22 protein-coding genes are annotated in these 20571 nt (G+C 64.1%); 5 read left to right on the top strand and 17 right to left on the bottom strand.

Translation table 11 applies throughout. The features are described 5' to 3' along the window. Nucleotides 1–560 precede the first annotated feature (560 nt). From IOC69_RS10445 to IOC69_RS10475, 7 genes are all read right to left on the bottom strand, one after another. The gene (locus IOC69_RS10445; protein ID WP_366935512.1) at nt 561–836 is read right to left on the bottom strand and encodes a chaperone modulator CbpM; all 276 of its coding nucleotides are present in this window, start codon (nt 834–836) and stop codon (nt 561–563) included. After that, the gene (locus IOC69_RS10450) at nt 833–1747 is read right to left on the bottom strand and encodes a J domain-containing protein (protein WP_290543493.1); all 915 of its coding nucleotides are present in this window, start codon (nt 1745–1747) and stop codon (nt 833–835) included. The genes IOC69_RS10445 and IOC69_RS10450 overlap by 4 nt, the downstream gene beginning before the upstream one ends. Before the next feature lie 108 nt (nt 1748–1855). Further along, complete coding sequence (locus tag IOC69_RS10455; RefSeq protein ID WP_290543494.1) at nt 1856–2833, bottom strand: CoA ester lyase; 978 nt, start codon at nt 2831–2833, stop codon at nt 1856–1858. Between the two features lie 21 nt (nt 2834–2854). Further along, nucleotides 2855–3202, bottom strand: a complete 348-nt coding sequence (locus IOC69_RS10460; protein ID WP_290543495.1) for a LuxR C-terminal-related transcriptional regulator — start codon at nt 3200–3202, stop codon at nt 2855–2857. A 7-nt stretch (nt 3203–3209) separates the two neighbouring features. Beyond that, nucleotides 3210–4097: a succinate--CoA ligase subunit alpha gene (gene sucD, locus IOC69_RS10465; protein WP_290543496.1), complete on the bottom strand. Its 888-nt coding sequence runs from the start codon at nt 4095–4097 to the stop codon at nt 3210–3212. Continuing rightward, on the bottom strand, nt 4094–5293 hold the full coding sequence (locus tag IOC69_RS10470; RefSeq protein WP_290543497.1) for a malate--CoA ligase subunit beta: 1200 nt from the start codon (nt 5291–5293) through the stop codon (nt 4094–4096). The genes sucD and IOC69_RS10470 overlap by 4 nt, the downstream gene beginning before the upstream one ends. A 10-nt stretch (nt 5294–5303) precedes the next feature. Beyond that, complete coding sequence (locus IOC69_RS10475; RefSeq protein WP_290543498.1) at nt 5304–6497, bottom strand: aminotransferase class V-fold PLP-dependent enzyme; 1194 nt, start codon at nt 6495–6497, stop codon at nt 5304–5306. A 171-nt stretch (nt 6498–6668) separates the two neighbouring features. Here IOC69_RS10475 and IOC69_RS10480 point away from each other — a divergent pair, with 171 nt between their 5' ends. Then, entirely contained in the window at nt 6669–7280 is a 612-nt protein-coding gene (locus tag IOC69_RS10480) for a response regulator transcription factor (RefSeq protein ID WP_290543499.1), read from the top strand. A gap of 172 nt (nt 7281–7452) precedes the next feature. On the opposite strand, the gene IOC69_RS10485 is transcribed toward IOC69_RS10480, so the two are convergent. The 5 genes from IOC69_RS10485 to IOC69_RS10505 form a co-directional block, all read right to left on the bottom strand. Beyond that, nucleotides 7453–9114: an alpha/beta-hydrolase family protein gene (locus tag IOC69_RS10485; RefSeq protein ID WP_290543500.1), complete on the bottom strand. Its 1662-nt coding sequence runs from the start codon at nt 9112–9114 to the stop codon at nt 7453–7455. 192 nt (nt 9115–9306) lie between these two features. Then, nucleotides 9307–9453: a cbb3-type cytochrome c oxidase subunit 3 gene (locus tag IOC69_RS10490; RefSeq protein WP_290543501.1), complete on the bottom strand. Its 147-nt coding sequence runs from the start codon at nt 9451–9453 to the stop codon at nt 9307–9309. Nucleotides 9454–9482: 29 nt separating this feature from the next. Further along, entirely contained in the window at nt 9483–9881 is a 399-nt protein-coding gene (locus IOC69_RS10495) for a GtrA family protein (protein WP_290543502.1), read from the bottom strand. Next, complete coding sequence (locus IOC69_RS10500; RefSeq protein WP_290543503.1) at nt 9874–10680, bottom strand: glycosyltransferase; 807 nt, start codon at nt 10678–10680, stop codon at nt 9874–9876. The genes IOC69_RS10495 and IOC69_RS10500 overlap by 8 nt, the downstream gene beginning before the upstream one ends. 127 nt (nt 10681–10807) lie before the next feature. Further along, complete coding sequence (locus IOC69_RS10505) at nt 10808–11767, bottom strand: glycosyltransferase family 2 protein (protein WP_290543504.1); 960 nt, start codon at nt 11765–11767, stop codon at nt 10808–10810. 228 nt (nt 11768–11995) lie between these two features. On the opposite strand from IOC69_RS10505, the gene rfbF reads away from it, so the two are divergent. The 4 genes from rfbF to IOC69_RS10525 are packed head-to-tail and all read left to right on the top strand — an operon-like array spanning nt 11996 to nt 15600. Further along, complete coding sequence (rfbF, locus tag IOC69_RS10510) at nt 11996–12763, top strand: glucose-1-phosphate cytidylyltransferase (RefSeq protein WP_290543505.1); 768 nt, start codon at nt 11996–11998, stop codon at nt 12761–12763. Continuing rightward, nucleotides 12757–13839, top strand: coding sequence for a CDP-glucose 4,6-dehydratase (gene rfbG / locus IOC69_RS10515; RefSeq protein ID WP_290543506.1), 1083 nt, complete (start codon nt 12757–12759; stop codon nt 13837–13839). The genes rfbF and rfbG overlap by 7 nt, the downstream gene beginning before the upstream one ends. Further along, the gene (locus IOC69_RS10520; RefSeq protein ID WP_290543507.1) at nt 13836–15068 is read left to right on the top strand and encodes a class I SAM-dependent methyltransferase; all 1233 of its coding nucleotides are present in this window, start codon (nt 13836–13838) and stop codon (nt 15066–15068) included. The genes rfbG and IOC69_RS10520 overlap by 4 nt, the downstream gene beginning before the upstream one ends. A gap of 1 nt (nt 15069) precedes the next feature. Next, nucleotides 15070–15600, top strand: a complete 531-nt coding sequence (locus tag IOC69_RS10525; protein ID WP_290543508.1) for a dTDP-4-dehydrorhamnose 3,5-epimerase family protein — start codon at nt 15070–15072, stop codon at nt 15598–15600. Nucleotides 15601–15643: 43 nt separating this feature from the next. On the opposite strand, the gene IOC69_RS10530 is transcribed toward IOC69_RS10525, so the two are convergent. The 5 genes from IOC69_RS10530 to IOC69_RS10550 all read right to left on the bottom strand — a co-directional run. Beyond that, on the bottom strand, nt 15644–16414 hold the full coding sequence (locus tag IOC69_RS10530) for a cephalosporin hydroxylase family protein (protein ID WP_290543509.1): 771 nt from the start codon (nt 16412–16414) through the stop codon (nt 15644–15646). Then, nucleotides 16411–17442: an NAD(P)-dependent oxidoreductase gene (locus tag IOC69_RS10535; protein WP_290543510.1), complete on the bottom strand. Its 1032-nt coding sequence runs from the start codon at nt 17440–17442 to the stop codon at nt 16411–16413. Before IOC69_RS10535 ends, IOC69_RS10530 begins: the two co-directional genes overlap by 4 nt. A 131-nt stretch (nt 17443–17573) precedes the next feature. Then, nucleotides 17574–18842, bottom strand: a complete 1269-nt coding sequence (clpX, locus tag IOC69_RS10540) for an ATP-dependent Clp protease ATP-binding subunit ClpX (protein ID WP_290543511.1) — start codon at nt 18840–18842, stop codon at nt 17574–17576. Between the two features lie 194 nt (nt 18843–19036). Then, on the bottom strand, nt 19037–19669 hold the full coding sequence (locus IOC69_RS10545; protein WP_290543512.1) for an ATP-dependent Clp protease proteolytic subunit: 633 nt from the start codon (nt 19667–19669) through the stop codon (nt 19037–19039). A 458-nt stretch (nt 19670–20127) separates the two neighbouring features. Next, nucleotides 20128–20571 (bottom strand): tail fiber domain-containing protein (locus tag IOC69_RS10550; protein WP_290543513.1); only part of this gene is annotated, 444 nt, incomplete at its 5' end.

Raw genomic sequence — 20571 nt, forward strand, 5'->3', positions numbered from 1 at the left:
CCTCAATCTCAGAAAAATAGTCCAGCAAACCAGACATGGCAAACCTCCCAACAGAAGCTGCCTGCCTATCGAGTCCCAATGGCCCTGATCCGCAAGGACTTTTTCAATATGCGATTCGCCTGCCCACAAGGGGGAGGGAAATCCTAATGGAGTCAATTGACCGCCCGCCGCTCTAATGGAATCGAAACCTGCTCAATTCATCTCTTTTGTCACGTTTTCTACGGTCAACCGGCATCCACTTGACCGGAACATGCTCCCGGGAGAACAGGAACGGCCTGTTCGTCGATTGCGAACCGACTGGCATGATCCGCAAAAGTGGAGACCGCTTTTGCGATAAGATCTCAGGCTTTCGATCTGGCGCATGTTCTTTTCGTAAAGGCGATTTCGCCTGAACGGTTCATGCCCTTGCCGGAACCCGTCACCGTGACGCCGCATGGCAGGTCGTGGCTGGTTGCCGGCAGCATTGCGGCGAAGGCGAAGACGCCATCGCTGAGCCATCGCGCCTGTCCTCCTCTCCGGCTTCAGCGGGAAAAGCGGAAGGGGACGAAGACGCAGGCCGTTCACCCGTCCGTTTTGCCGCCGATCCGGTTGGCCAGCGCCCAGCGCAGGCTGTGGATCTGGTCGACGAGGCTGAGGATCACGCCCACGCCCTCGCGGTTGACGCCGAGATCGCCCTGCAGGTCGCGGATCAAACCGGCGCGCGCCAGGTCGGCTTCCGAGAACAGGGGCTCCGCGCCGCCCTGTTCGGGCGACAGCCACTCTTCCTCGATCCAGACTTCGAGCGTCTGCTGGTCGAGTTGGGTGCGAAGCAGGAATTCGGACTTGGTGATGATCATGACTGCATGTCCCTGCGCGGATCGTAGCCCGGCCCCGGCGTCCAGCCGGAGAGGAAGTTTTCAAGGGCGGCATCGGGTTCGGTGGGCGCCATGACCTTGAGCCTCACCAGCCCGTCGCCCGCACCCCCGCCCCTCTTCGGCACACCCTTGCCCTTGAGGCGCAGCGTGGTGCCGGTGTTGGAGCCCTTCGGCACCGTGGCCATCACCGGACCCGTCGTCGTCGGCACTTTCACCTTGCCGCCCAGCACCGCCTCCTGGATGGTGACGGGGAGCTCGCAGAGGATGTCGTCGCCCTCGCGCCTGAAGAAGCGGTGCGGGCGGATGGTGATGGCCACCAGCGCGTCTCCCGGCGGGCCTTCGCCGCGCGACGGCGCACCCTTGCCGCGCAAGCGCAGCACCTGGCCCTCATCGATCCCCGCCGGAATCGCAACGTCGAGCGAGCCGCCGTCGGGCAGCGTGATGCGGCGCGTGGCCCCGTTCACCGCATCGAGGAAATCGACCTCGAGCTCGTAGGAGCGGTCGGCGCCCGGCGCGCGGCGCGCCTGTTCCTGGCGGCGGCGCAGCAACTCGGCGAGGAAATCGTCCTGCGAGGCGAAATCGTCGAAGCCCGAGCCCGCACTCTGATACTGGTAGCGGCGGCCGCCGGGGTCCTGGGCATAGTCCTTGTAGTAGCGCTCATGCTGGCGCTCGGCGCCGGAGGCATCGATCTCGCCCGCGTCGAAGCGGCGGCGCTTTTCTTCATCGGACAGAAGATCGTAGGCGCCCGCCACCTGCTTGAACTTCTCTTCCGCCGACTTGTCGCCGGGGTTCAAATCCGGATGCAGCTTCTTGGCCAGCTTGCGGTAGGCCGACCTGATCTCGTCCGCGGTGGCGGTCCTGGCCACGCCAAGTGTTTCGTATGGATCTTTCAACGAGCCCTCCAGAGGGTGCAGGGGGCCACTATAGGTCAGCGCTAAGCGCGGCTGAAACCGAATTTTGGCTTTATGACGGGCGCGGCCATTCCCCCGCGCCCTGCCGTCTCAATGTCCGGCGATCTGTGCTGCCTTCTCCACCAGCACCTGGGCCTGGCGGATCGAGGCATAATCGATCAGGCGGCCGTCGAGCGACACCGCACCCTTGCCCTGCGCCTCCGCCTCCCTCATCGCCTCGAGGATGCGCCGGGCGCGCGTCACCTCCGCCTCCGAAGGGCTCATCACCTCGTTGGCGAGCGCGATCTGCGAGGGATGAATCGCCCACTTGCCCTCGCAACCCAGCACCGCGGCGCGTGCCGCGGCGGCCCTGAATGCGTCGGGGTCGGAGAAATTGCCGAAGGGACCATCGACGGGCCTGAGGCCGTTGGCGCGCGCCGCCACCACCATGCGGGCAATCGCATAGTGCCACATGTCGCCCCAGTGCACCTGGCGCGAATTGTCGGCGAGCGGCTCGGTCAGGACGGCGTAATCGGCATTGGCGCCGCCGATCGACGTTGTGCGGGCGCGCGTCGAGGCGGCATAGTCGGCCACGCCGAAGTGCAGCGACTCGTTGCGCTTCGAGGCCGCCGATATTGCGTGCACGTTCTGCATGCCGAGCGCGGTCTCGATGATCAGCTCGAAACCGATCCGCTTCTTGCGGTTCTTCGCGGTCTCGACCTGGGTCACCAGCATGTCCACCGCATAGACATCGGAGGCCGTGCCGACCTTGGGGATCATGATGAGGTCGAGGCGGTCGCTCGCCTGTTCCAGCACATCCGCCACGTCGCGGTACATGTAATGCGTGTCGAGGCCATTGATGCGCACGGACAGGGACTTGTTGCCCCAGTCGATGTCGCCGATGGCCTGGATGATGTTCCTGCGGGCCTGCGCCTTGTCGTCCGGGGCCACGGCGTCCTCAAGGTCGAGGAACACGACGTCGGCGGCGGACTTCGCCGCCTTCTCGAACATCTGGGGCTGGCTGCCGGGGACGGCCAGCTCGCTGCGGTTCAGGCGCGGCCTGGCCTGTTCGACGGTGAGAAAGCTCATGATCGGTCCTCGTTCAAAAGGTCAGGCGGCTTTGCGACGGCGCAGGATTTCGGCCTGCGCCGCCTCGGGGTCGAAGAGGCCGTTCTCGAACACATAGCGCACAAGCTGGTGGCGGCGGTAGAGGCCCATCTCGCGGATGGCGCGGGACATGTGGGCCTTCACGGTCGCGCTGCACACGCCGAGGAGATAGGCGATCTCCTTGTCGGCAAGGCCGCAGCACACGAGCTGCAGCACCAGCATCTGCATGGCCGAGAGGCGGCAGGGCTTGGGATCATAGCGGTAGGAGCGGAGCTCCGGCACCACGTTGATGGCGCCGGACGCGGTTCTGCTGCGCCCCAGGCGCACCGGGGTTTCAAGAGGCAGATTCATGACAACCTCACGCCGCCTTGAGAACCTTCTGCGCCGTGCCGCCGATTTCGGCAGGGGTCGGCGCAATGGCCACGCCCACATCGCGGAGCAGTTCGACCTTTTCGGAGGCGCCCTCGCCGAAGGCCTGGATGATGGCGCCGGCATGGCCCATCTTGCGGCCCTTGGGCGCGGAGAGGCCCGCCACATAGGCGATCACCGGCTTCGTCATGTGGTCGCGGATGTATTCCGCGGCCTCGGCCTCCTGCGGGCCGCCGATCTCGCCGATCATCACCACCGCATGGGTTTCCGGGTCCGCCTCGAACAGCTCGAGAATGTCCTTGAAGGAGGAGCCGTTGATCGGGTCGCCACCGATCCCCACCGAGGTCGACACGCCGATGCCCAGCTCCATCATCTGTGCCGCGGCCTCGTAGCCCAGCGTGCCTGAGCGGCCGACGATGCCGACATTGCCGGGGAGATAGATGTTGCCGGGCATGATGCCCATCATCGCCTTGCCGGGCGAGATGACGCCGGCGCAATTGGGGCCGATGAGGCGCATGCGGTTCTCCGCCCTGTAGCGACGCATGTAGCGCTTCACGCGGATCATGTCCTGGCTGGGGATGCCGTCGGTGATGGCGACGCAGAGGCGGATGTTCGCATCCGCCGCTTCCATGATCGAGTCGGCCGCGAAGGGCGGCGGCACGAAGACGATCGAGGCCGTGGCCCCGGTCTTCTCCACCGCCTCCTTCATCGTGTCGAAGACGGGAAGCCCGTCCTGCGTGGCGCCGCCCTTGCCGGGCGTGACGCCGCCAACCACGTTGGAGCCATATCCGCGCATCTCCCTCGCGTGGAAGGAGCCGATCTTGCCGGTGATGCCCTGCACCAGAACCGGCGTCGTACGGTCGAGAAGAATGCTCATGCGTTCACCACCTTCAGGCCAACGGTGTTGGCGTTGTTCTTCCAGGCCGCGACCGCGCGTTCGGCGGCTTCGGCCAGCGTGTTGGCGCGGATGATGGGGAGTCCGGAGCGCGCCAGGATGCGGCGGCCCTCCTCCACATGGGTGCCCGCCAGGCGCACGATGACCGGCACGCCGGCGGGGTTCTTCTCCAGCGCCTGGACCACGCCTTCGGCAACCCAGTCGCAGCGGTTGATGCCGGCGAAGATGTTGACGAGAATGGCCTCGACGTTCTTGTCCATGGTGACGAGCTTGAAGGCCTTGGCCACGCGCTCCGGCGTGGCGCCGCCGCCGATGTCGAGGAAGTTGGCCGGCTCGCCGCCCGCCAGCTTGATCATGTCCATGGTGGCCATGGCGAGGCCCGCGCCATTGACGATGCAGCCGATCTTGCCGGTCAGGCCGACATATGAGAGGCCGCGGTCATTGGCGTGCGTCTCGCGCGGGTCTTCCTGGCTCTTGTCGCGGAGTTCGGCGACGGCGGGGTGGCGGAACAGGGCGTTGTCGTCGAAGGTCATCTTGGCGTCGAGCGCCATGACGTGATCGTCCTCGGTGACGATGAGCGGGTTGATTTCCAGCATCGTCGCATCGAGCTCCTCGAAGGCGCGGTAGCAGCCCATGAGGGCATTGACCGCAGACTGGATCTGCGACGGCCTGAGGCCCAGGGCGAAGGCGATCTCGCGGGCCTGGAATGCCTGCATGCCGACCGCGGGTTCCACGCTCACCTTGACGATGGAGTGGGGCTTCTCCGCCGCGATCTCCTCGATCTCCATGCCGCCTTCGGAGGAGGCGACGACCATCACGCGCTCGGACTTCCTGTCGAGCACGAAGCCCAGATAGAGTTCCTTCGCAATGGCCACGCCGCCCTCGACATAGAGACGGCCGACGATCTTGCCGGCGGGGCCGGACTGATGCGTGACCAGCTTCTTGCCGAGCAGTTCGTCAGCGGCGTCCATGACCTCGTCTTCCGAACGGCAGAGCTTCACGCCGCCGGCCTTGCCGCGGCCGCCGGTGTGGACCTGCGCCTTGACGACCCACAGCTTGCCGCCGATTTCCCGCGCGCGGTAAGCCGCCTGCTCCGGGCTGTAGGCGAGCGCGCCCCTGGGTGTCGACACGCCGAAGCGGGCAAGGATTTCCTTGGCCTGGTACTCGTGAATATCCATGTCGCGCTCCTCAGGCCGCGTTCTTGAGGGCGGTGGCCTCTGTGGCGCCGCGGTAATACTCGATGGCCGCGCCCACGCCCGAGCCCGCCACCACCGGCAGCCCCAGGTCGCGCATCGCCATCTCAGCGCCCGCCAGCGCCTGGAGGCACATGATCTCATTGAGGTCACCCAGGTGGCCGATGCGGAACACCCTGCCCGCCACCTTGTTGAGGCCCATGCCGAGCGACAGGTGATATCTGGTGTAGGCGTGGCGCACGAGGGCCGCGCTGTCGAAGCCCTCGGGCAGCACGATGGCGCTGACCGTGTCCGAATGCCACTTCGGCGCCGCGGCGCAGAGCCGGAGACCCCAGGCGGAAACGGCCTGGCGCACGCCCTCGGCCAGGCGGTGATGGCGGGCGAAGACATTGTCCAGGCCTTCGGCAAGCAGCAGGCCGACCGCGGCCTTCAGTGCACGGAGCATGTGCAGGGGCGGGGTATAGGGGAAGAATCCGTCCTTGTTGGCCTTCATCATGTCATCGAAATCGAAGTAGCAGCGGCGCATGGAGGCCGTCTTGCGGGCGGCAAGCGCCTTTTCCGACACGGCGAGGATGGCGAGGCCCGCGGGCATCATGAAGCCCTTCTGCGAACCCGAAACGCAGACATCGACCTTCCACTCGTCCATGCGGAAGTCGATGGAGGCGAGCGAGCTCACCGCGTCGACGAAGAGGAGAGCGGGATGATGCGCATCGTCCATCGCCTTGCGCACGCCTGCCACGTCGCTGGTGACGCCGGTGGCGGTTTCATTGTGGGTGACGAGCACGGCCTTGTAGGCATGGGCCTTGTCGGCCCTGAGCTTCTCGGCGAAGATTTCGACCGGAACGCCCTCGCCCCATGCCACGTCGACCACGTCGGCCTCGAGGCCCATGCGGGTGCACATGTCGGCCCACAGCAGCGAGAACTGGCCGAAGCGGGCGATCAGCACCTTGTCGCCGGGCGACAGGGTGTTGGTCATGGCGGCTTCCCAGCCGCCGGTTCCGGAAGCCGGGAACAGGAAGACCTGGCCCGTTGCGGTCTTGAACACCTTCTTCACGTCGGCGAAGAGCGGCAGGGTGAAGGACGGAAGATCCGGCGCGCGCTGGTCCTCCATCGCGATGTCCATCGCGAGACGCACCGCCTGCGGCACGTTGGTGGGGCCCGGAATGAAAAGGCCGCGGGTTCCTGGCATTGTGTTGCTCCCATATGTCTTGTTGTCTTGCCGCCTTCATGGGCGGATGGACCGACTTTGAAAACACCCAGAAAACCAGCCTTTCAGCATCTATTGGGGCAGTATTTTTCCCACCCATAAGAGCTGTAAATTTCCCTTGTCAGCGATGCTTCCACCCTATAGGGTAGGTTTATGACACAGGTCCGCAGCGTCATCATTGCCGACCCGAACACCATCATGCTCCAGGCTCTCTCCGAGCTGTTCGAGCGCGACAGGCGCTTCACCCTGGTTGCAACGTCGAAGACCGCAGAGGGGTTCCTCGAAACATGCCTGCGCGTGCCGGTGGATATCGGCATCGTGGACTGGATCATCCCACAGCTTGGCGCCGAGCGGCTCCTCGGCATCCTGCGGGACAGGCCGGATGCGCCGCGCATGGTCGTCTATTCCGGCGCAGGCGACCCGGACGTGCCGCGCCGCGCCATGGCGGCGGGGGCGGCGGCCTTCCTGACGCGCGATGCGCCGGAGCAACAGCTGCTTGACGCCGCCGCCAGCGTGGCGGCGGGCCGCATGGTGTTCCCCTTCATGGATGTGCGCGCCCTCAGGCGCGATCCGCGCGACAGCCTCACCGGGCGCGAGAAGACGCTTCTTGCCGCACTCGCCAAGGGCCGGACCAACACCGAGCTTGCGGCCGAACTCGACATCTCCATCAACACCGTGAAGTTCCACCTCCGGAACCTCTACGAAAAGCTCGGCCTCAACAACCGCTCGCAGGTGATCGCCTTCTATTATGCGAATGCGATGTGAGAAATGACCCGTCACCAAAACGCGACACCGCCAAAACCACGCCGTCATCCCGCAGAACCCCGCTCCCGCCGTCACCCCGGCCTTTGCGGGGAAGACGGTCGGGAGGGTGGGCGCGCTGCATAAAGTGCTGGATGCCGGCTTTCGCTGGCATGACGGCGTTCGGGAGCTGGGGTCAGAGCCCCTTCTCTTCCATCCACCGGTCGAGCTTCTGCATCTCGGGCTCGCCGATGCCGTCCGGCTGGATCAGGGCGCGCCATCCGGCGGCATAGTCGCGCGCCGCATAGACGTGGCCACGGCCCTTCGGCACCGTCGTTGCCGTCATCATGTCGAAGGCGAGCTGGATGAAGCTGATGCCGGGATACCAGGCGAGCGCGGGCGCCACGCGGGGCCCGCGCGGCGCCTTCATCCAGTCAGGCTCCCTGCGCCACATACCGGTCTCGAAGAAGGTGATGGCATCGGAAGGGTACTGCAGATAGGCGATCTTCACCGGCCCCCAGCCGGGCGAGGCGATCTGCCCCCGGTCACCGGCATTGAAGAAGCGGAACACGGCGGGCGTGCGCGCCCGCGGCAGCCAGGCCGGACTCTCCTTCAGCCGCGTCGCCGTCACCTGGTTCCAGGTGCGGCTGGCAAAGGGCGGGCCCACCCACAGCGCGCCCTCGAACGGATCACCCAGCAGCGCATAGGCATCGGTGGCGAGATCGGAGTTGAGCGAGCCGAGCGACAGGCCGAACAGGAACAGGCGCGGCCGCCGGTCCCTGGGGAGGCTGCGCCAGTGGCCATAGACGGTGTCGAACACCTTCTCCGCCGTCTCCTCGCCATAGGCGGGGTCGACGAACAGCGTGAGCCAGCTCGGCAGATAGGAATACTGCACCGACACGGAAGCGACGTCACCTCCCGTCAGCACCTCGAGCGGCAGCATGGAGGCGGGGTCGACCCAGCCCGTGCCGGTGGGCGTGGCGATGATGAGGAACTTGCGGCTGAAGGCATTGGTGCGCTTCAGCTCCGCAAGCGCCAGGTCGGCGCGCTCCTGCGGGGTTTCCGCCGAATTGAGACCGACATAGATCTGCAGCGGGTCCTTCGCGTCACGACCGGTGATGGCCGCGATTTCCGCCGCTGTGGGCTGGGAGAGCACGCGCAGCCGGCCCTGGCGGCCGAGGTCATTCCAGCGGACGAGCGAGGCCGCACTTCCGGCCTTCATCGGATCGGCGGGCTGGGCTTCCTCCGGCGGGATCAGCGCATCGACGCGGCGATAGGACGAGTCGAGCCCGCGCAGCAGCGCATTGAGCAGCACGCCATTGCCGATCGACCAGAACACCCATGACGCCAGCGCCACCGCGATAAGCACCGCGACGCGCGGCGGCAGAACGCGGCGCAGCGGCGCGCTGACGAAGTCGCGCAGCGCCGCGAAGACGCGGCCCGCCAGCATCAGCACCACAATCAGCGCCAGCCCCACGGCAATCAGGATGAAGGGCCAACTGCCGCCATTGGGCTCCATGTCCAGCGCCTTGCGCACCTCGTCCTGCCAGCCCTCGCCCTTGAAGGCCGCGGCCAGCATGATGGCGATGGCGGCGACCGCGGCGAGCACGCGCATGGGCTTCAGCAGCAGCCGCGGCAGCAGCGGCAGGCCAAGCCACACCCACAGCGCGGTGACGGCCACCGCCAGCGCATAGCCGGCACTGAAGCACAGCCCGCCGATCGCCCCCTGCAGCAGCCCATCACGCGGGATGAGGCTCGGCGTCAGCGCGGCGGCCCAGAACAGCGCGCCAAGGATCAATCCCGCGGCCGAAAAGGGGCCGGTGAGACGGTTGTAAAGGGCAAGAGTGAGTTTTCCCAAGGGCGCGGCGCTCCGTGTTTCAACAGGTGGAAGACCACACGCGCGTGCCGCTCCTGTCAAGCAAAGCCAGGGCAAGGGGCGTCCGCCGGCACATCAGGCGATGCGGGACACAGGGTCCCGCACGCAAGGCGCCCAGGCTCCCGGCCCAATGCGCGGGAAGCTTCAGATTCCGGGGCCAGTTGACCGGCCCATTCACTTTGCCGGCGGGTCGTCCTCGAGGGGCACACGGGCCTCCTCGTCGAACTGCTTCTTGCGCCCGGGGTTCAGCGCATAGACCAGCACGGCAACAAAGGCGAGCGGTACGGCCCAAATCCACCAGGACGACAGCATGTCATGCATCGTAAATTCCTCTTTTCGCAACAGGCTGATTACCGGAAAACATAGATACGCTGCAGCATGAATGCCGTTGCGGCCACCGGCAAGGCTGCAAGCAGGCCTGCAACATATGGCCCCAGGCCGAAACGCATGAGCAGCGAGATAATGCCAAGGTTCACGAGATAGAGAAGCATCCAGACCGCGGCAAAACGGAAGAAACGGCCACGCAGCGTGCTCAGGAAGACCAGGCGGCCAAGCGTTGCAAAGCTGAGACAAATGCCGAATGCGAGAGCGCCGAAGCTCGCGGCGGCGACAGGCAGGCCCATCCACGTGAGCAGCGCATAGACGGCGAAACTGCTTGCGGTGTTGAACGAGCCGACCAGAACATAGCGGATGATTTGCGGCGAAAGACTAGGGCGCGCCAATCCTGTCTTTCCGTCATTCTCAGCCAAGGCGGGACACCAGCCGCTCATAGGCGCCGAACAGGCGCCTTTGCTGGCCCACGCTCCAGCAGCGCAGCCGGATCTGCGCGCGACGCGCAGGCGAAATCCGCATCCCATGCTTTGACGCCAGCCGAAAATACTCGTCGGCGGCGCCGAGCCCGCCCCAGGTGCTGTTGCCGGCATGATAGCGATTGGCCATCAGGGCGCGTGGAATATGCCAGGCCGGCTGGAGCCTGGACATCTGCCATGAGAGATCCAGATCGAGGCCATAGCGGAAGGCAGGATCATATCGATAAGGGCCGAGGGCGCTTCTGCGAACGAGCAAGGGGATGCCAAACATGTTGCGCGTCTTGAGAACCGACTGGCGGCCTGCCTCGTCGGCGTCGAAAAGGCCCGTGCGGTGGAAGCGGCGGGTTGCAAGCCTGCGGCGTTTTTCCCCGACATAGGCCAGATCGCAGTAGACGGCGGAAACGCCGCTATTGGCCTCCAGCACCGCTCGCGCCGAGGATATTGCATCAGGCGCATTCAGATAGTCGTCATGGCAGAGGACCATGTAGAACGGATCTTCAACCCGGTCGAGGAGGCCATTGAAGTTCTCAACCATCGAAACCGGGGCGGGCTGACGCACCACCTCCAGCGGAAGGCGCCGCTTCCACGCCTCCAATATGCCGGCTGTGCGGTCAGTCGATGCATTGTCGCTGACGAGGACCCTGTCGGCCGGGTAAGTTTGCATGGCAATGGAGGCCAGAGCCTGCTCGAGAAAATTGTCGCCGTTGCGGACGGGTATACAGACGGTCACACGGGTCATGGGCCTTCTCTCCTGCCCGGTCTTTTTAGCCCAACTTGCAGAAACATACACGCATGCGGCCGCGCCGGATCAAAAGCTTGAGCATGATCTTTTCGCAAAAGCGGCCTCCCCTTTTGCGGATCGCGCTCTAGTGACCAGCTTGGGGTTGGCGATCCCTGTCGTGATCCTGCCGGAGCACATAGAGGGGCCGTTCCTTAACCTGCGAGAATATCCGCCCCACATAGAGGCCGACGATGCCCATGGTCATCAGGTTGATGCCGCCCAGAAGGGAAAGGATCACGACGGTCGAAGCCCAGCCCTGCACGGTGGCGTCATGCAGCAGCCAGTTGATGATCACGATGACGCCATAGGCAAGGGCGGCAACCGAGACTGCAATTCCGAACCAGAGCGCCATGCGGAGCGGTACGTCGGAAAAGCCAATAATGCCGCTCAACGCCAGCCGGATCATCTTCATCAGCGGGTATTTCGTCTGTCCTGCATGGCGGCCCTGGCGAACATATTCCACATAGGTCTGGCGAAAACCCAGCCAGCTGATCATGCCGCGGACGAACCTGTCCTGCTCGCGCATGGACCGGAAGGATTCCACAACCTGGCGGTCGAGCAGGCGGAAGTCGCCGACGTCCGGGTCAATTCCGACCGAGGCGAAACGGCGCAGAATGCGATAAAAGACATGGGCGGAAAGCCGCTTGAACAGCGTTTCGTTCTCCCGGCGGATTCGCCTTCCCGAGACGATCTCCCAACCCTCTTTCCACTTGCCGATCATGGCAAGAACCACCTCCGGCGGATCCTGGAGATCCGCATCCATCACGATCACTGCATCGCCCGATGCATGGTCCAGCCCGGCCGTTATGGCGATCTGGTGGCCGAAGTTGCGCGACATGCGCAACAGACGGTAGCGCGGGTCTTGCCGCGTCTTCTCCCGCAGCATGAAAGCCGAGTTATCACGGCTGCCGTCATCGACAAGAAGGACCTCGACGCCGCCGTCGAGCTGGGCGATCAGCTTGTCAAGCCGGAGAATGAGCTCCGGAATGACTTCCTCCTCATTGAAGATCGGAATGACGATGCTGTAACGGATGTTGTCAGCCATTTTCCTTCCGCCCCGCCCTCTTGCCCACAACGCGACGCCTCGTCATTACGGGATGGTGGGTTCCATATTGGTTAAGGATTCGGTTGCCGGAGACGCGGCGGGATGATGCGTGCCTCAGGGCCTGTGGTTGCAGTGGCGCGGCAGGTAGGCGATAATAAGCGGCTGGGGCTTCATGAGCCCTTTCGACCGGCGCGGCAGGCGGATTGGGGAGTCTGGGCAGGTGATGCGATGAAGGCGGTGATCCTGGCGGGGGGCTACGGCACCCGCATCTCCGAAGAGTCCATGCTCCGGCCGAAACCCATGGTGGAGATCGGAGGCCGTCCCGTCCTGTGGCATGTCATGAAGATATACGCCGCTCACGGCATCACTGACTTCGTCATTTGCCTTGGCTACAAGGGATACATCATCAAGGAGTTCTACGCCAATTACTACCTGCATGGTGCGGACGTGACGGTGGACACCGGCACGGGCTCCATGGAGTTCCACGGGGCGGTGACGGAACCCTGGCGGGTGACGTTGGCGGAAACCGGACTCGACACGATGACGGGCGGTCGGCTCCGCAGGGTGGCGCGCTATCTGGACGACGGTCCGTTCTGCATGACCTACGGCGATGGCGTCAGCAATGTCGATATCGGCAAGCTCATCGCCTTTCACAGGAACCACGGCAAGGCAGCCACGCTGACCGCCGTAAATCCGCCCGGACGTTTCGGGTCCCTCGACCTCAAGAGTTCGCGCGTGGAGCGTTTCACGGAGAAACCCCCCGGAGACGGCACATATATCAGTGGCGGCTTCTTTGTCCTCGAACGCCGCGTGCTGGATGTCATCGAGGATGACCAGACCGTCTGGGAACGCGGCCCCCTTGAAAAGCTCACCGCGGCCGGAGAACTGATGGCCTATCGTCACAATGGTTTCTGGCAGCCCATGGATACGCTGCGCGACAAGCAGCATCTGGAGGCCCTGTGGCAGTCGGGACAGGCGCCGTGGAAAATATGGTAGGCAGGCTTCCGGATGCGGATTTCTGGGAAGGCCGGCGCGTTCTGCTGACAGGGCACACCGGCTTCAAGGGCGCGTGGCTGGCGCTGTGGCTGAAGCGCCTTGGCGCCGTGGTCAGCGCCGTTGCGCTGCCGCCGCCCGCGGGACCCTCGCTCGCCAAGGCAGCGGCTGTCGATGAAGCCTGTTCGGGGATCATGCTCGACATTCGCGATGCCGCGGCGCTGGCCCGTGCGGTGCGCGGGAGCAGACCTTCCGTCGTGTTTCACCTCGCGGCGCAGGCGCTCGTGCGCCAGTCTCTGGCAGACCCGCTGCAGACATTCGAGACCAATGTGAACGGAACGCTCAATCTTCTCGAAGGCTTGCGGAACACGGAGGGCATCGATGCCGCCGTCTTCATCACGAGCGACAAGGTCTATCTCAACGACGGACGCGGGCAGCCGTATCGCGAAGATGACGCGCTGGGCGGGAAGGATCCCTACTCGGCGTCCAAGGCTGCCTGCGAGATCGCCGTCAAGAGCTATGCGGAATGCTTCTTCCCCGCCGGACGGCCGGCAATTGCGACGGCAAGGGCGGGCAACGTGATCGGCGGCGGCGACTTCGCCATCGACCGGATTGTGCCGGACTGCGTTCGTGCCGCCGCGGGCAACAGGCCCATCCTGCTACGCCACCCTCGTGCGGTGCGGCCCTGGCAGCATGTGCTTGATTGCCTGTGCGGATATCTTCTCTTTGCGGAAACGCTTGTCAGCGCCCCGGCAGGCTTGCCGCGCGCGCTCAACTTCGGGCCCGGCGGCAAACACGCGGTGACCGTGGAAGCGCTCGCAACCGCCATGCGGGACGCGCTCGGTTCGTCATCCCGCATCACCCATGCGGCGCAGTCCGACGACCGCGAATCGAGCCTTCTCCTGCTCAACAGCGATCTTGCCCGCCGCAGCCTGGGCTGGCAGGACCGGCTTCCGGCCGATCTCGCCATTGCATGGACTGCCGCCTGGTACCGGCAGTGGTCCAAAGGCAAGGACATGCGCGCGCCAACTCTCGCGCAAATCGAGGCCTATGGCGCTTTGCGGGAGCATGCCGAATGAGCGCGCCCTGCCGCTATTGCCAATCGCCCCTGGCTCTCGAACTCATTGATCTCGGTCGGCAGCCGCTCGCCAACAGCTATCTCGAACCCACCCCTGCCGCCATCGCAGCGGAACCGCGCTTTCCGCTGCGCATCATGATCTGCGAGGCCTGCTACCTCGTCCAGGTCGAGAAGAGCATTCCTGCCGAGACGATATTCGACGCGAACTATGCCTATTACTCGTCCTATTCTTCCTCGTGGGTTGCCCATGCCAGGCGGTTTACCGAAGAAGCGGCCCGGCGTTTCGGGTTGGGCCCGGACTCAATGGTCATCGAGATCGCGTCAAACGACGGTTATCTGCTTCAGCACTTTGTTGCCCGGAACATTCGCTGCCTTGGCATAGAGCCAGCCGCAAACTGCGCGGAGGCCGCGCGGGCCCGTGGCGTCGAGACCATGGTGGCCTTCTTCAACCGCGACACGGCGCGCCATCTCGCCGGCATGGGCATCACAGCTGACCTGATGATTGCCAACAATGTGCTGGCCCACGTGCCCGACATCAGCGGCTTCGTGGCGGGTTTTCCGCTGGTGTTGAAGCTGCAGGGCGTCGCCTGTTTCGAATTCCCCCACCTTCTGCGCATGATTTCCGGCTGCCAGTTCGACACGATCTATCACGAGCACTATTCTTATCTGTCGCTGGCCATCGTGGACCGCATCCTGAAGCAGAACGGAATGCGCATCTTCGATGTTGAGACATTATCCACCCATGGCGGCAGCCTGCGCGTCTTTGCCTGCCATCAGGGCGCAGACCACGCCGAGACCTCCCGCGTGGCGGCGCTCCGGCGGGAAGAAACGGCGGCTGCGCTCGATCAGCCCCGCGGCTATAGCGATTTTGCCTCACGCGCGCGGCTCATGCGCGATGACCTTGTGGACTATCTGGCCGCGATGCGCGGGCGCGGCGAGCACGTCGCCGCCTATGGCGCGGCGGCCAAGGGAAACACCTTCCTCAACTATTGCGGCGTGGGGCCCGCCGATATCGACTTTGTTGTCGACCGCAATCCCCAGAAGCAGGGAAAGCTGCTGCCGGGCTCCCACATTCCCGTGGCGGCGCCGGATGTCTTGCGGACGGCGCGTCCAAAAGCCATTCTCATCCTGCCGTGGAACCTCGTCGGGGAAATCTCCGCCGAGCATGCCTATGTGCGCGAATGGGGCGGCCGCTTCGTTGTTGCTTCGCCGAAGCTGCGGGAGTTGTGACATGAGGATATCCGCCGTGTCCATCCCCGGCCTCGCCGTTGTGACGGCTGACGCCGCAACGGACGAGCGCGGCTCCTTTGCGAGATTCTATTGCGCGGAAACCTTCGCAGCCGCCGGGCTCGGCTTCACGCCCATGCAGGTCAATCTGTCACACAATCCGGCGCGGCACACATTGCGGGGCATGCACTATCAGGATCCGCCCAGGGCGGAAGCGAAGCTTGTGCACGTGACGCGCGGCGCGATCTATGACGTGGCGCTGGATCTGCGACCGGCCAGCGCCACATATCGTCGCTGGTTCGGCATCCGGCTTGATGCCGCTTCACTGACCGGGCTATTCATTCCCGAAGGATTCGCGCATGGTTACATCACGCTGGAACCCGATTCCGACGTGCTCTACCACATGGGACGCATCTTCGAGCCCGGCTTCGGCAAGGGTGTCCGCTGGAATGATCCCGCCTTCGGGATCGACTGGCCGGCGCGCCCGGCGGTCATCTCCGAACGCGATGCCAATTACCCTAACGTTGCAGGCTGAGACGGGTTGACTGCTGCGGATTGATCTGCCGCCAGCAGGCCCATCATCTCGTTCTCCTCAGGAAGCCGTCCGATGCCACCGTGATGAGAAGCTTGGCATCCATCAGCTTGTCGATTTCGAACTCATGATGATGCTTCAGATATTCCCGCACCGCCGTCTTGGGATTGTTGCCTTTGCCCCAGGGGCGGTCCGGGTAATGTCCTTCGGGCATGTCCTCGATCAGTGTGTCGTACACCACACAGTAACTTCCAACACTGGTGAGGGGCGCATAGGCCTCGAGTTCCGCCAGCACATGTTCGTGGGTGTGGTTGGAATCGAGGAGCACCATGATCCGGTCGGATGAGTTTGCCCGGGCCCTGACAGTTTCGATCACCTTCGGATCGGTCGAGGACCCCTCGATCATGTCGATGCGGTGGCGCAGCGGATGAGCCTCGACGGCCGCGCGATTGTGGGGCCGTATGTCTATGTCGACTCCAAGCACGCGCCGCCGCGGTTTGCCCGGGTCAAGCGGTGTGCCGCTCTCGACGGCTTCGGCATACTCGATCAGTGCAAGGATCGACGCGCTCAGGATGAGCGAACCCCCATGCGCAATGCCGGTTTCGACGATGAGGTCCGGCTTCACCCGCCAGATCAGCTCCTGTGTTGCGACGATATCCTGCGGATACTGGATGATCGGGCGGCCCAGCCAGAAGAAATTATAGGGGTAAAGCGCGGCGGAACTGGCGCGCAGGAAAGCCCCGGCCTCGGCAACGAGACTGCTATCCGCCGACCACCGGGTGACCCGCTCAACAACCTCTTTCTCGTGCTGTGTCAAAGCGGATCTCCTTCAGTTGAACGAACCCTGGCGGGGCTTCTGCCCGCGCCGTCAGGCATTGAAAGCAGGCGAGAGACCTTGGTGGCGTCGCCCCAGAAGGCAAGCGGCTCGAGGTCGGAATAGGGAAAATGCCCAAGGTTGAGCTCCATCCGCACGCCACGTTCCCGGATCCAGCCTTCAACCAGACCGCGGACCGAAATGGGCTTGCCCGAACAAACATTGACGGGGCCGGGATCGCCACCGCCCAGGGCAAGCCGGGCAATCATATCGCCCATGACGGGTGCGGGAAGATAGTCGCGCAACTGGTCGCCGGGTGACATGTTGAACAGAGCCTCGCCGCGGGATGCCGCGCGCAGGAACTGCCCGAACAGGGACGTTTCCGGCTGGCCATCGCCGAACGTATAGAAGAGCCGGGCCCATACCAGGGAAAAGGAAAGGCTCCGTTTCAGGAATTCGATCTCGCGGCGAAGCGCATCCTTGGCGAACCCATATGGATTGGAGGGGTGGGTGGGGTCCGTCTCCGCCAGAGCTCCCGGCTGCATGCCGTATTCAAAACAGGTGCCCGTCACCAGCAGCCGCCCAAGGCCGCCCATCAGGAGGTGTTTCAGAAAGAGATATTGCCGCGGAAGTTCGGCCTCGAAATGGTGCGCGGAATTGTAGTTGGGCAGTCCCTGCCACGCCATGTGCAGGACACAGTCCGGACGCCCCAGCAGATCATAGGCGTCGGTCCGCGGTTCCGTGATATCCAGGCGAGCCACGGAGCACCCCTCCAGCCATGGCCTGGGGTTGCTTGCGCTTCGCAGCATGGCGGTGACGCGCGCACCTCTTGACAGCAAGGCAGGAACGACGTGCCTCCCCAGAAAGCCCGTGGCGCCCGTCACCGCGATGTGCATCGTTCTGCCTCCTTGGTCCGAGCGCCGCAGACTGACGATCAACCGTGATGGTGCGGGGTCAGCGGGTGCCCGCGGCTGACAAGCACGCAAGCTGCCAGAATCACCTCCTGAGGTAAAGCGCAGCCGGACCTTCACGGTGAACCTGAAAGGTCCATCACCCCGGAAAATGCAATCGGTTCAACGCAAAGGCGCAGCCGCGCGCAGGTTTCATCAACAGAAATGGCCGGGCACAAACCCGGCCATTGCAATCGCTTGTGCAGAAAGTCTCAGGCCGAAACCGTGACCTTGCCCGGGTGCTTGTCGGCGTAGATGAGGAGCGGCTTGGCCGTTCCCTCCACCACGTCCTTCGAAATCACGACTTCCTCCACGCCGGACATGGCGGGCAAATCGAACATGGTCTCGAGCAGGATCGACTCCATGATGGAGCGAAGCCCGCGCGCGCCCGTCTTGCGCTCGATGGCGCGCCGCGCGATGGCGCCCAGCGCCTCCTCGGGGAAGTTCAGTTTCACGCCTTCCATTTCGAACAGGCGCTGATACTGCTTCACCAGCGCGTTCTTGGGCTCGACCAGGATTTGCACGAGCGCGGTTTCGTCAAGGTCCTCGAGCGTCGCCACCACGGGCAGGCGGCCGACGAATTCGGGGATGAGGCCGAACTTCAGGAGGTCCTCCGGCTCCAGCTCGCGCAGCACCGCGCCGGTGCGGCGATCCTCGTTGGAGCGGATTTCCGCGCCGAAGCCAAGGCCCGAACCCTTGGAGCGCTGGTTGATGATGCGCTCGAGGCCCGCGAAGGCGCCGCCGCAGATGAACAGGATGTTCGTCGTATCGACCTGCAGGAACTCCTGCTGCGGATGCTTGCGGCCGCCCTGCGGCGGCACGGACGCGACGGTTCCTTCCATGATCTTCAGGAGCGCCTGCTGCACGCCCTCCCCCGACACGTCACGCGTGATCGAGGGGTTGTCGGACTTGCGGCTGATCTTGTCGACCTCGTCGATATAGACGATGCCGCGCTGGGCGCGCTCCACGTTGTAATCGGCGGCCTGCAGGAGCTTCAGAATGATGTTCTCGACGTCCTCGCCCACATAGCCCGCTTCGGTCAGCGTCGTGGCGTCCGCCATGGTGAAGGGAACGTCCAGGATGCGGGCCAGCGTCTGCGCCAGCAGCGTCTTGCCGGAGCCCGTGGGGCCCACGAGCAGGATGTTCGACTTCGCCAGTTCCACGTCATTGTTCTTCTGGGCGTGGTTCAGGCGCTTATAGTGATTGTGCACCGCGACCGAGAGCACCTTCTTGGCGTGTTCCTGGCCGATGACATAGTCGTCCAGAACTTTCCGGATCTCATGCGGGGTGGGAACACCGTCCTTGGATTTCGCCAGCGAGGTCTTGTTCTCCTCGCGGATGATGTCCATGCACAGCTCGACGCATTCATCGCAGATGAACACGGTGGGGCCCGCAATCAGCTTGCGGACCTCATGCTGGCTCTTTCCGCAGAAGGAGCAGTACAAGGTGTTCTTGCTGTCGCTCCCCGTTGCTTTACTCATTCCATCTCCTTGGACATGTGCCGCGTGATACACACGCAGTCTCTAAAATGACTTCACCGCCATCGCCGCGGTTCCGTCGCGGGGGCCCGGCGCACCGGGGCACCACGGTAATTCAGCATGGGCGGGCCGGGTTAATCAAGAATTGATTGCCCGGGCCAATCCACCGGCGCAATCGCCGGTGGAAAACGACAGGTTTACTTCCCTTCGGCCGGGGCGGCGCGCTTTTCGATCACCTTGTCGATGAGGCCGAAGGCAAGCGCGGCTTCCGAGGTGAAGAAGTTGTCGCGCTCAAGGGCCTCCTCGATGGTGGCATAGTCGCGCCCGGTGTGGTGGACATAAATCTCGTTCAGGCGGCGCTTCAGGCTTTCCACCTCGCGGGCATGGATCAGGATGTCGGTCACCTGGCCCTGGTATCCGCCCGAGGGCTGGTGAACCATGATCCGCGAATTGGGCAGCGCGAACCGCATGCCTTTTTCCCCGGCGGTGAGCAACAGCGAGCCCATGGACGCCGCCTGGCCCATCACCGTGGTGGAAACCGGGCAGCGGATGAACTGCATGGTGTCGTAGATCGACAGGCCGGAGGTGACGACACCACCCGGGCTGTTGATATACATGGAGATTTCCTTCTTGGGGTTCTCCGCCTCGAGGAACAGAAGCTGCATGCAGATGGAGGCCGCGACAGTGTCGTCGATGGGCCCGGTGATAAAGATGATGCGCTCGCGCAGCAGGCGCGAGGGCAGGTCATACACGCGCTCGCCCCGGCTCTCCTGCTGGATGACGGATGGCCAGAAGGCGCCGGTGGTGAGGTGCTCGACGGGATCGCGCATGGGTAGCCTTCCGATGAATCGGTTTCTGATCTCCTGCTTAGATAGGAGACCCTGCGGGAGGATGGAAGAACTATTCCCGCTGGAGAAAGGTTAACAATGGCCGCTCCCTGCCGGGCAAGCGTGCCCTGCCCTCCGGGGGTCCTCCAGCGCATGTTCCGCTCAGGCGGAACCGCCTGGTCGGAACATGCGCCAGATCAAAAGCCTGAGCATGATCTTGTCGTAAAAGCGGTTCCACTTTTGCGGATCATGCTCTGTGGTGGCAACGAAAGAGGTGTACGGGTTACAGGCATCAGTAACGGACAGAGCACCACCACCCGCTGCCGTCACCCTGGCGCAGGCCGGGGTCCAGCTTTGGATGCAAACAAGCTGGATTCCGTCCTTGGCCGGAATGACGGGCGGTCGGGAGTGACACTTGCGACGATGCCCGGATCAAGTGCGGGCATGGGTGAGGTATGTCTTCACGGCTGGCTGGCGGCCACCTTCACGGCGGATGGCGCGGCGGCGAGGCGGCTCACTGCGAGCTTTAGCGCGGCAAGTTCGGCTTCGAATTTGGCATTGCTTTCGGCCAGTTCGGCCCTCGTCGCCGCAAGCGCCGCCCTGGTCTCGGTGAACTCCGCTTCGGTGGCCGCCAGCTTGGCTTCGGCAGCGGCGAGCTTGCGGTTCTGCTTTTGATATTCGTTGAGCAGCAGGCTGGGCAGGATTTCGTAGGACACCGAGTCCGGACGGCCCTGTTCGTCATAAACGACGAGGGCGGGCATCACCTTGTCCACTTCCTCGGCGATCAGGCCATATTGGATGGGCTTGCTGCCGTCAGCCTCGGCCTGCTTGTAGCGGTAGGTGACGGGGCGGAGGCCCATCAGCGCATTGCTGGCATCGCCCATGCTGTGCACATCCTCCTTGTA

Origin of the sequence: Aestuariivirga sp. (assembly GCF_020252405.1) — a bacterium.
Classification (GTDB): domain Bacteria; phylum Pseudomonadota; class Alphaproteobacteria; order Rhizobiales; family Aestuariivirgaceae; genus Aestuariivirga.

Bases quoted from the DNA above. Each gene is read 5' to 3' on its own strand.
- IOC69_RS10445 (WP_366935512.1), bottom strand. From the start codon at position 836: ATGATCATCACCAAGTCCGAATTCCTGCTTCGCACCCAACTCGACCAG.
- IOC69_RS10455 (WP_290543494.1), bottom strand. From the start codon at position 2,833: ATGAGCTTTCTCACCGTCGAACAGGCCAGGCCGCGCCTGAACCGCAGC.
- IOC69_RS10460 (WP_290543495.1), bottom strand. From the start codon at position 3,202: ATGAATCTGCCTCTTGAAACCCCGGTGCGCCTGGGGCGCAGCAGAACC.
- sucD (WP_290543496.1), bottom strand. From the start codon at position 4,097: ATGAGCATTCTTCTCGACCGTACGACGCCGGTTCTGGTGCAGGGCATC.
- IOC69_RS10470 (WP_290543497.1), bottom strand. From the start codon at position 5,293: ATGGATATTCACGAGTACCAGGCCAAGGAAATCCTTGCCCGCTTCGGC.
- IOC69_RS10475 (WP_290543498.1), bottom strand. From the start codon at position 6,497: ATGCCAGGAACCCGCGGCCTTTTCATTCCGGGCCCCACCAACGTGCCG.
- IOC69_RS10480 (WP_290543499.1), top strand. From the start codon at position 6,669: ATGACACAGGTCCGCAGCGTCATCATTGCCGACCCGAACACCATCATG.
- IOC69_RS10490 (WP_290543501.1), bottom strand. From the start codon at position 9,453: ATGCATGACATGCTGTCGTCCTGGTGGATTTGGGCCGTACCGCTCGCC.
- IOC69_RS10500 (WP_290543503.1), bottom strand. From the start codon at position 10,680: ATGACCCGTGTGACCGTCTGTATACCCGTCCGCAACGGCGACAATTTT.
- IOC69_RS10505 (WP_290543504.1), bottom strand. From the start codon at position 11,767: ATGGCTGACAACATCCGTTACAGCATCGTCATTCCGATCTTCAATGAG.
- rfbF (WP_290543505.1), top strand. From the start codon at position 11,996: ATGAAGGCGGTGATCCTGGCGGGGGGCTACGGCACCCGCATCTCCGAA.
- rfbG (WP_290543506.1), top strand. From the start codon at position 12,757: ATGGTAGGCAGGCTTCCGGATGCGGATTTCTGGGAAGGCCGGCGCGTT.
- IOC69_RS10520 (WP_290543507.1), top strand. From the start codon at position 13,836: ATGAGCGCGCCCTGCCGCTATTGCCAATCGCCCCTGGCTCTCGAACTC.
- IOC69_RS10525 (WP_290543508.1), top strand. From the start codon at position 15,070: ATGAGGATATCCGCCGTGTCCATCCCCGGCCTCGCCGTTGTGACGGCT.
- clpX (WP_290543511.1), bottom strand. From the start codon at position 18,842: ATGAGTAAAGCAACGGGGAGCGACAGCAAGAACACCTTGTACTGCTCC.
- IOC69_RS10545 (WP_290543512.1), bottom strand. From the start codon at position 19,669: ATGCGCGATCCCGTCGAGCACCTCACCACCGGCGCCTTCTGGCCATCC.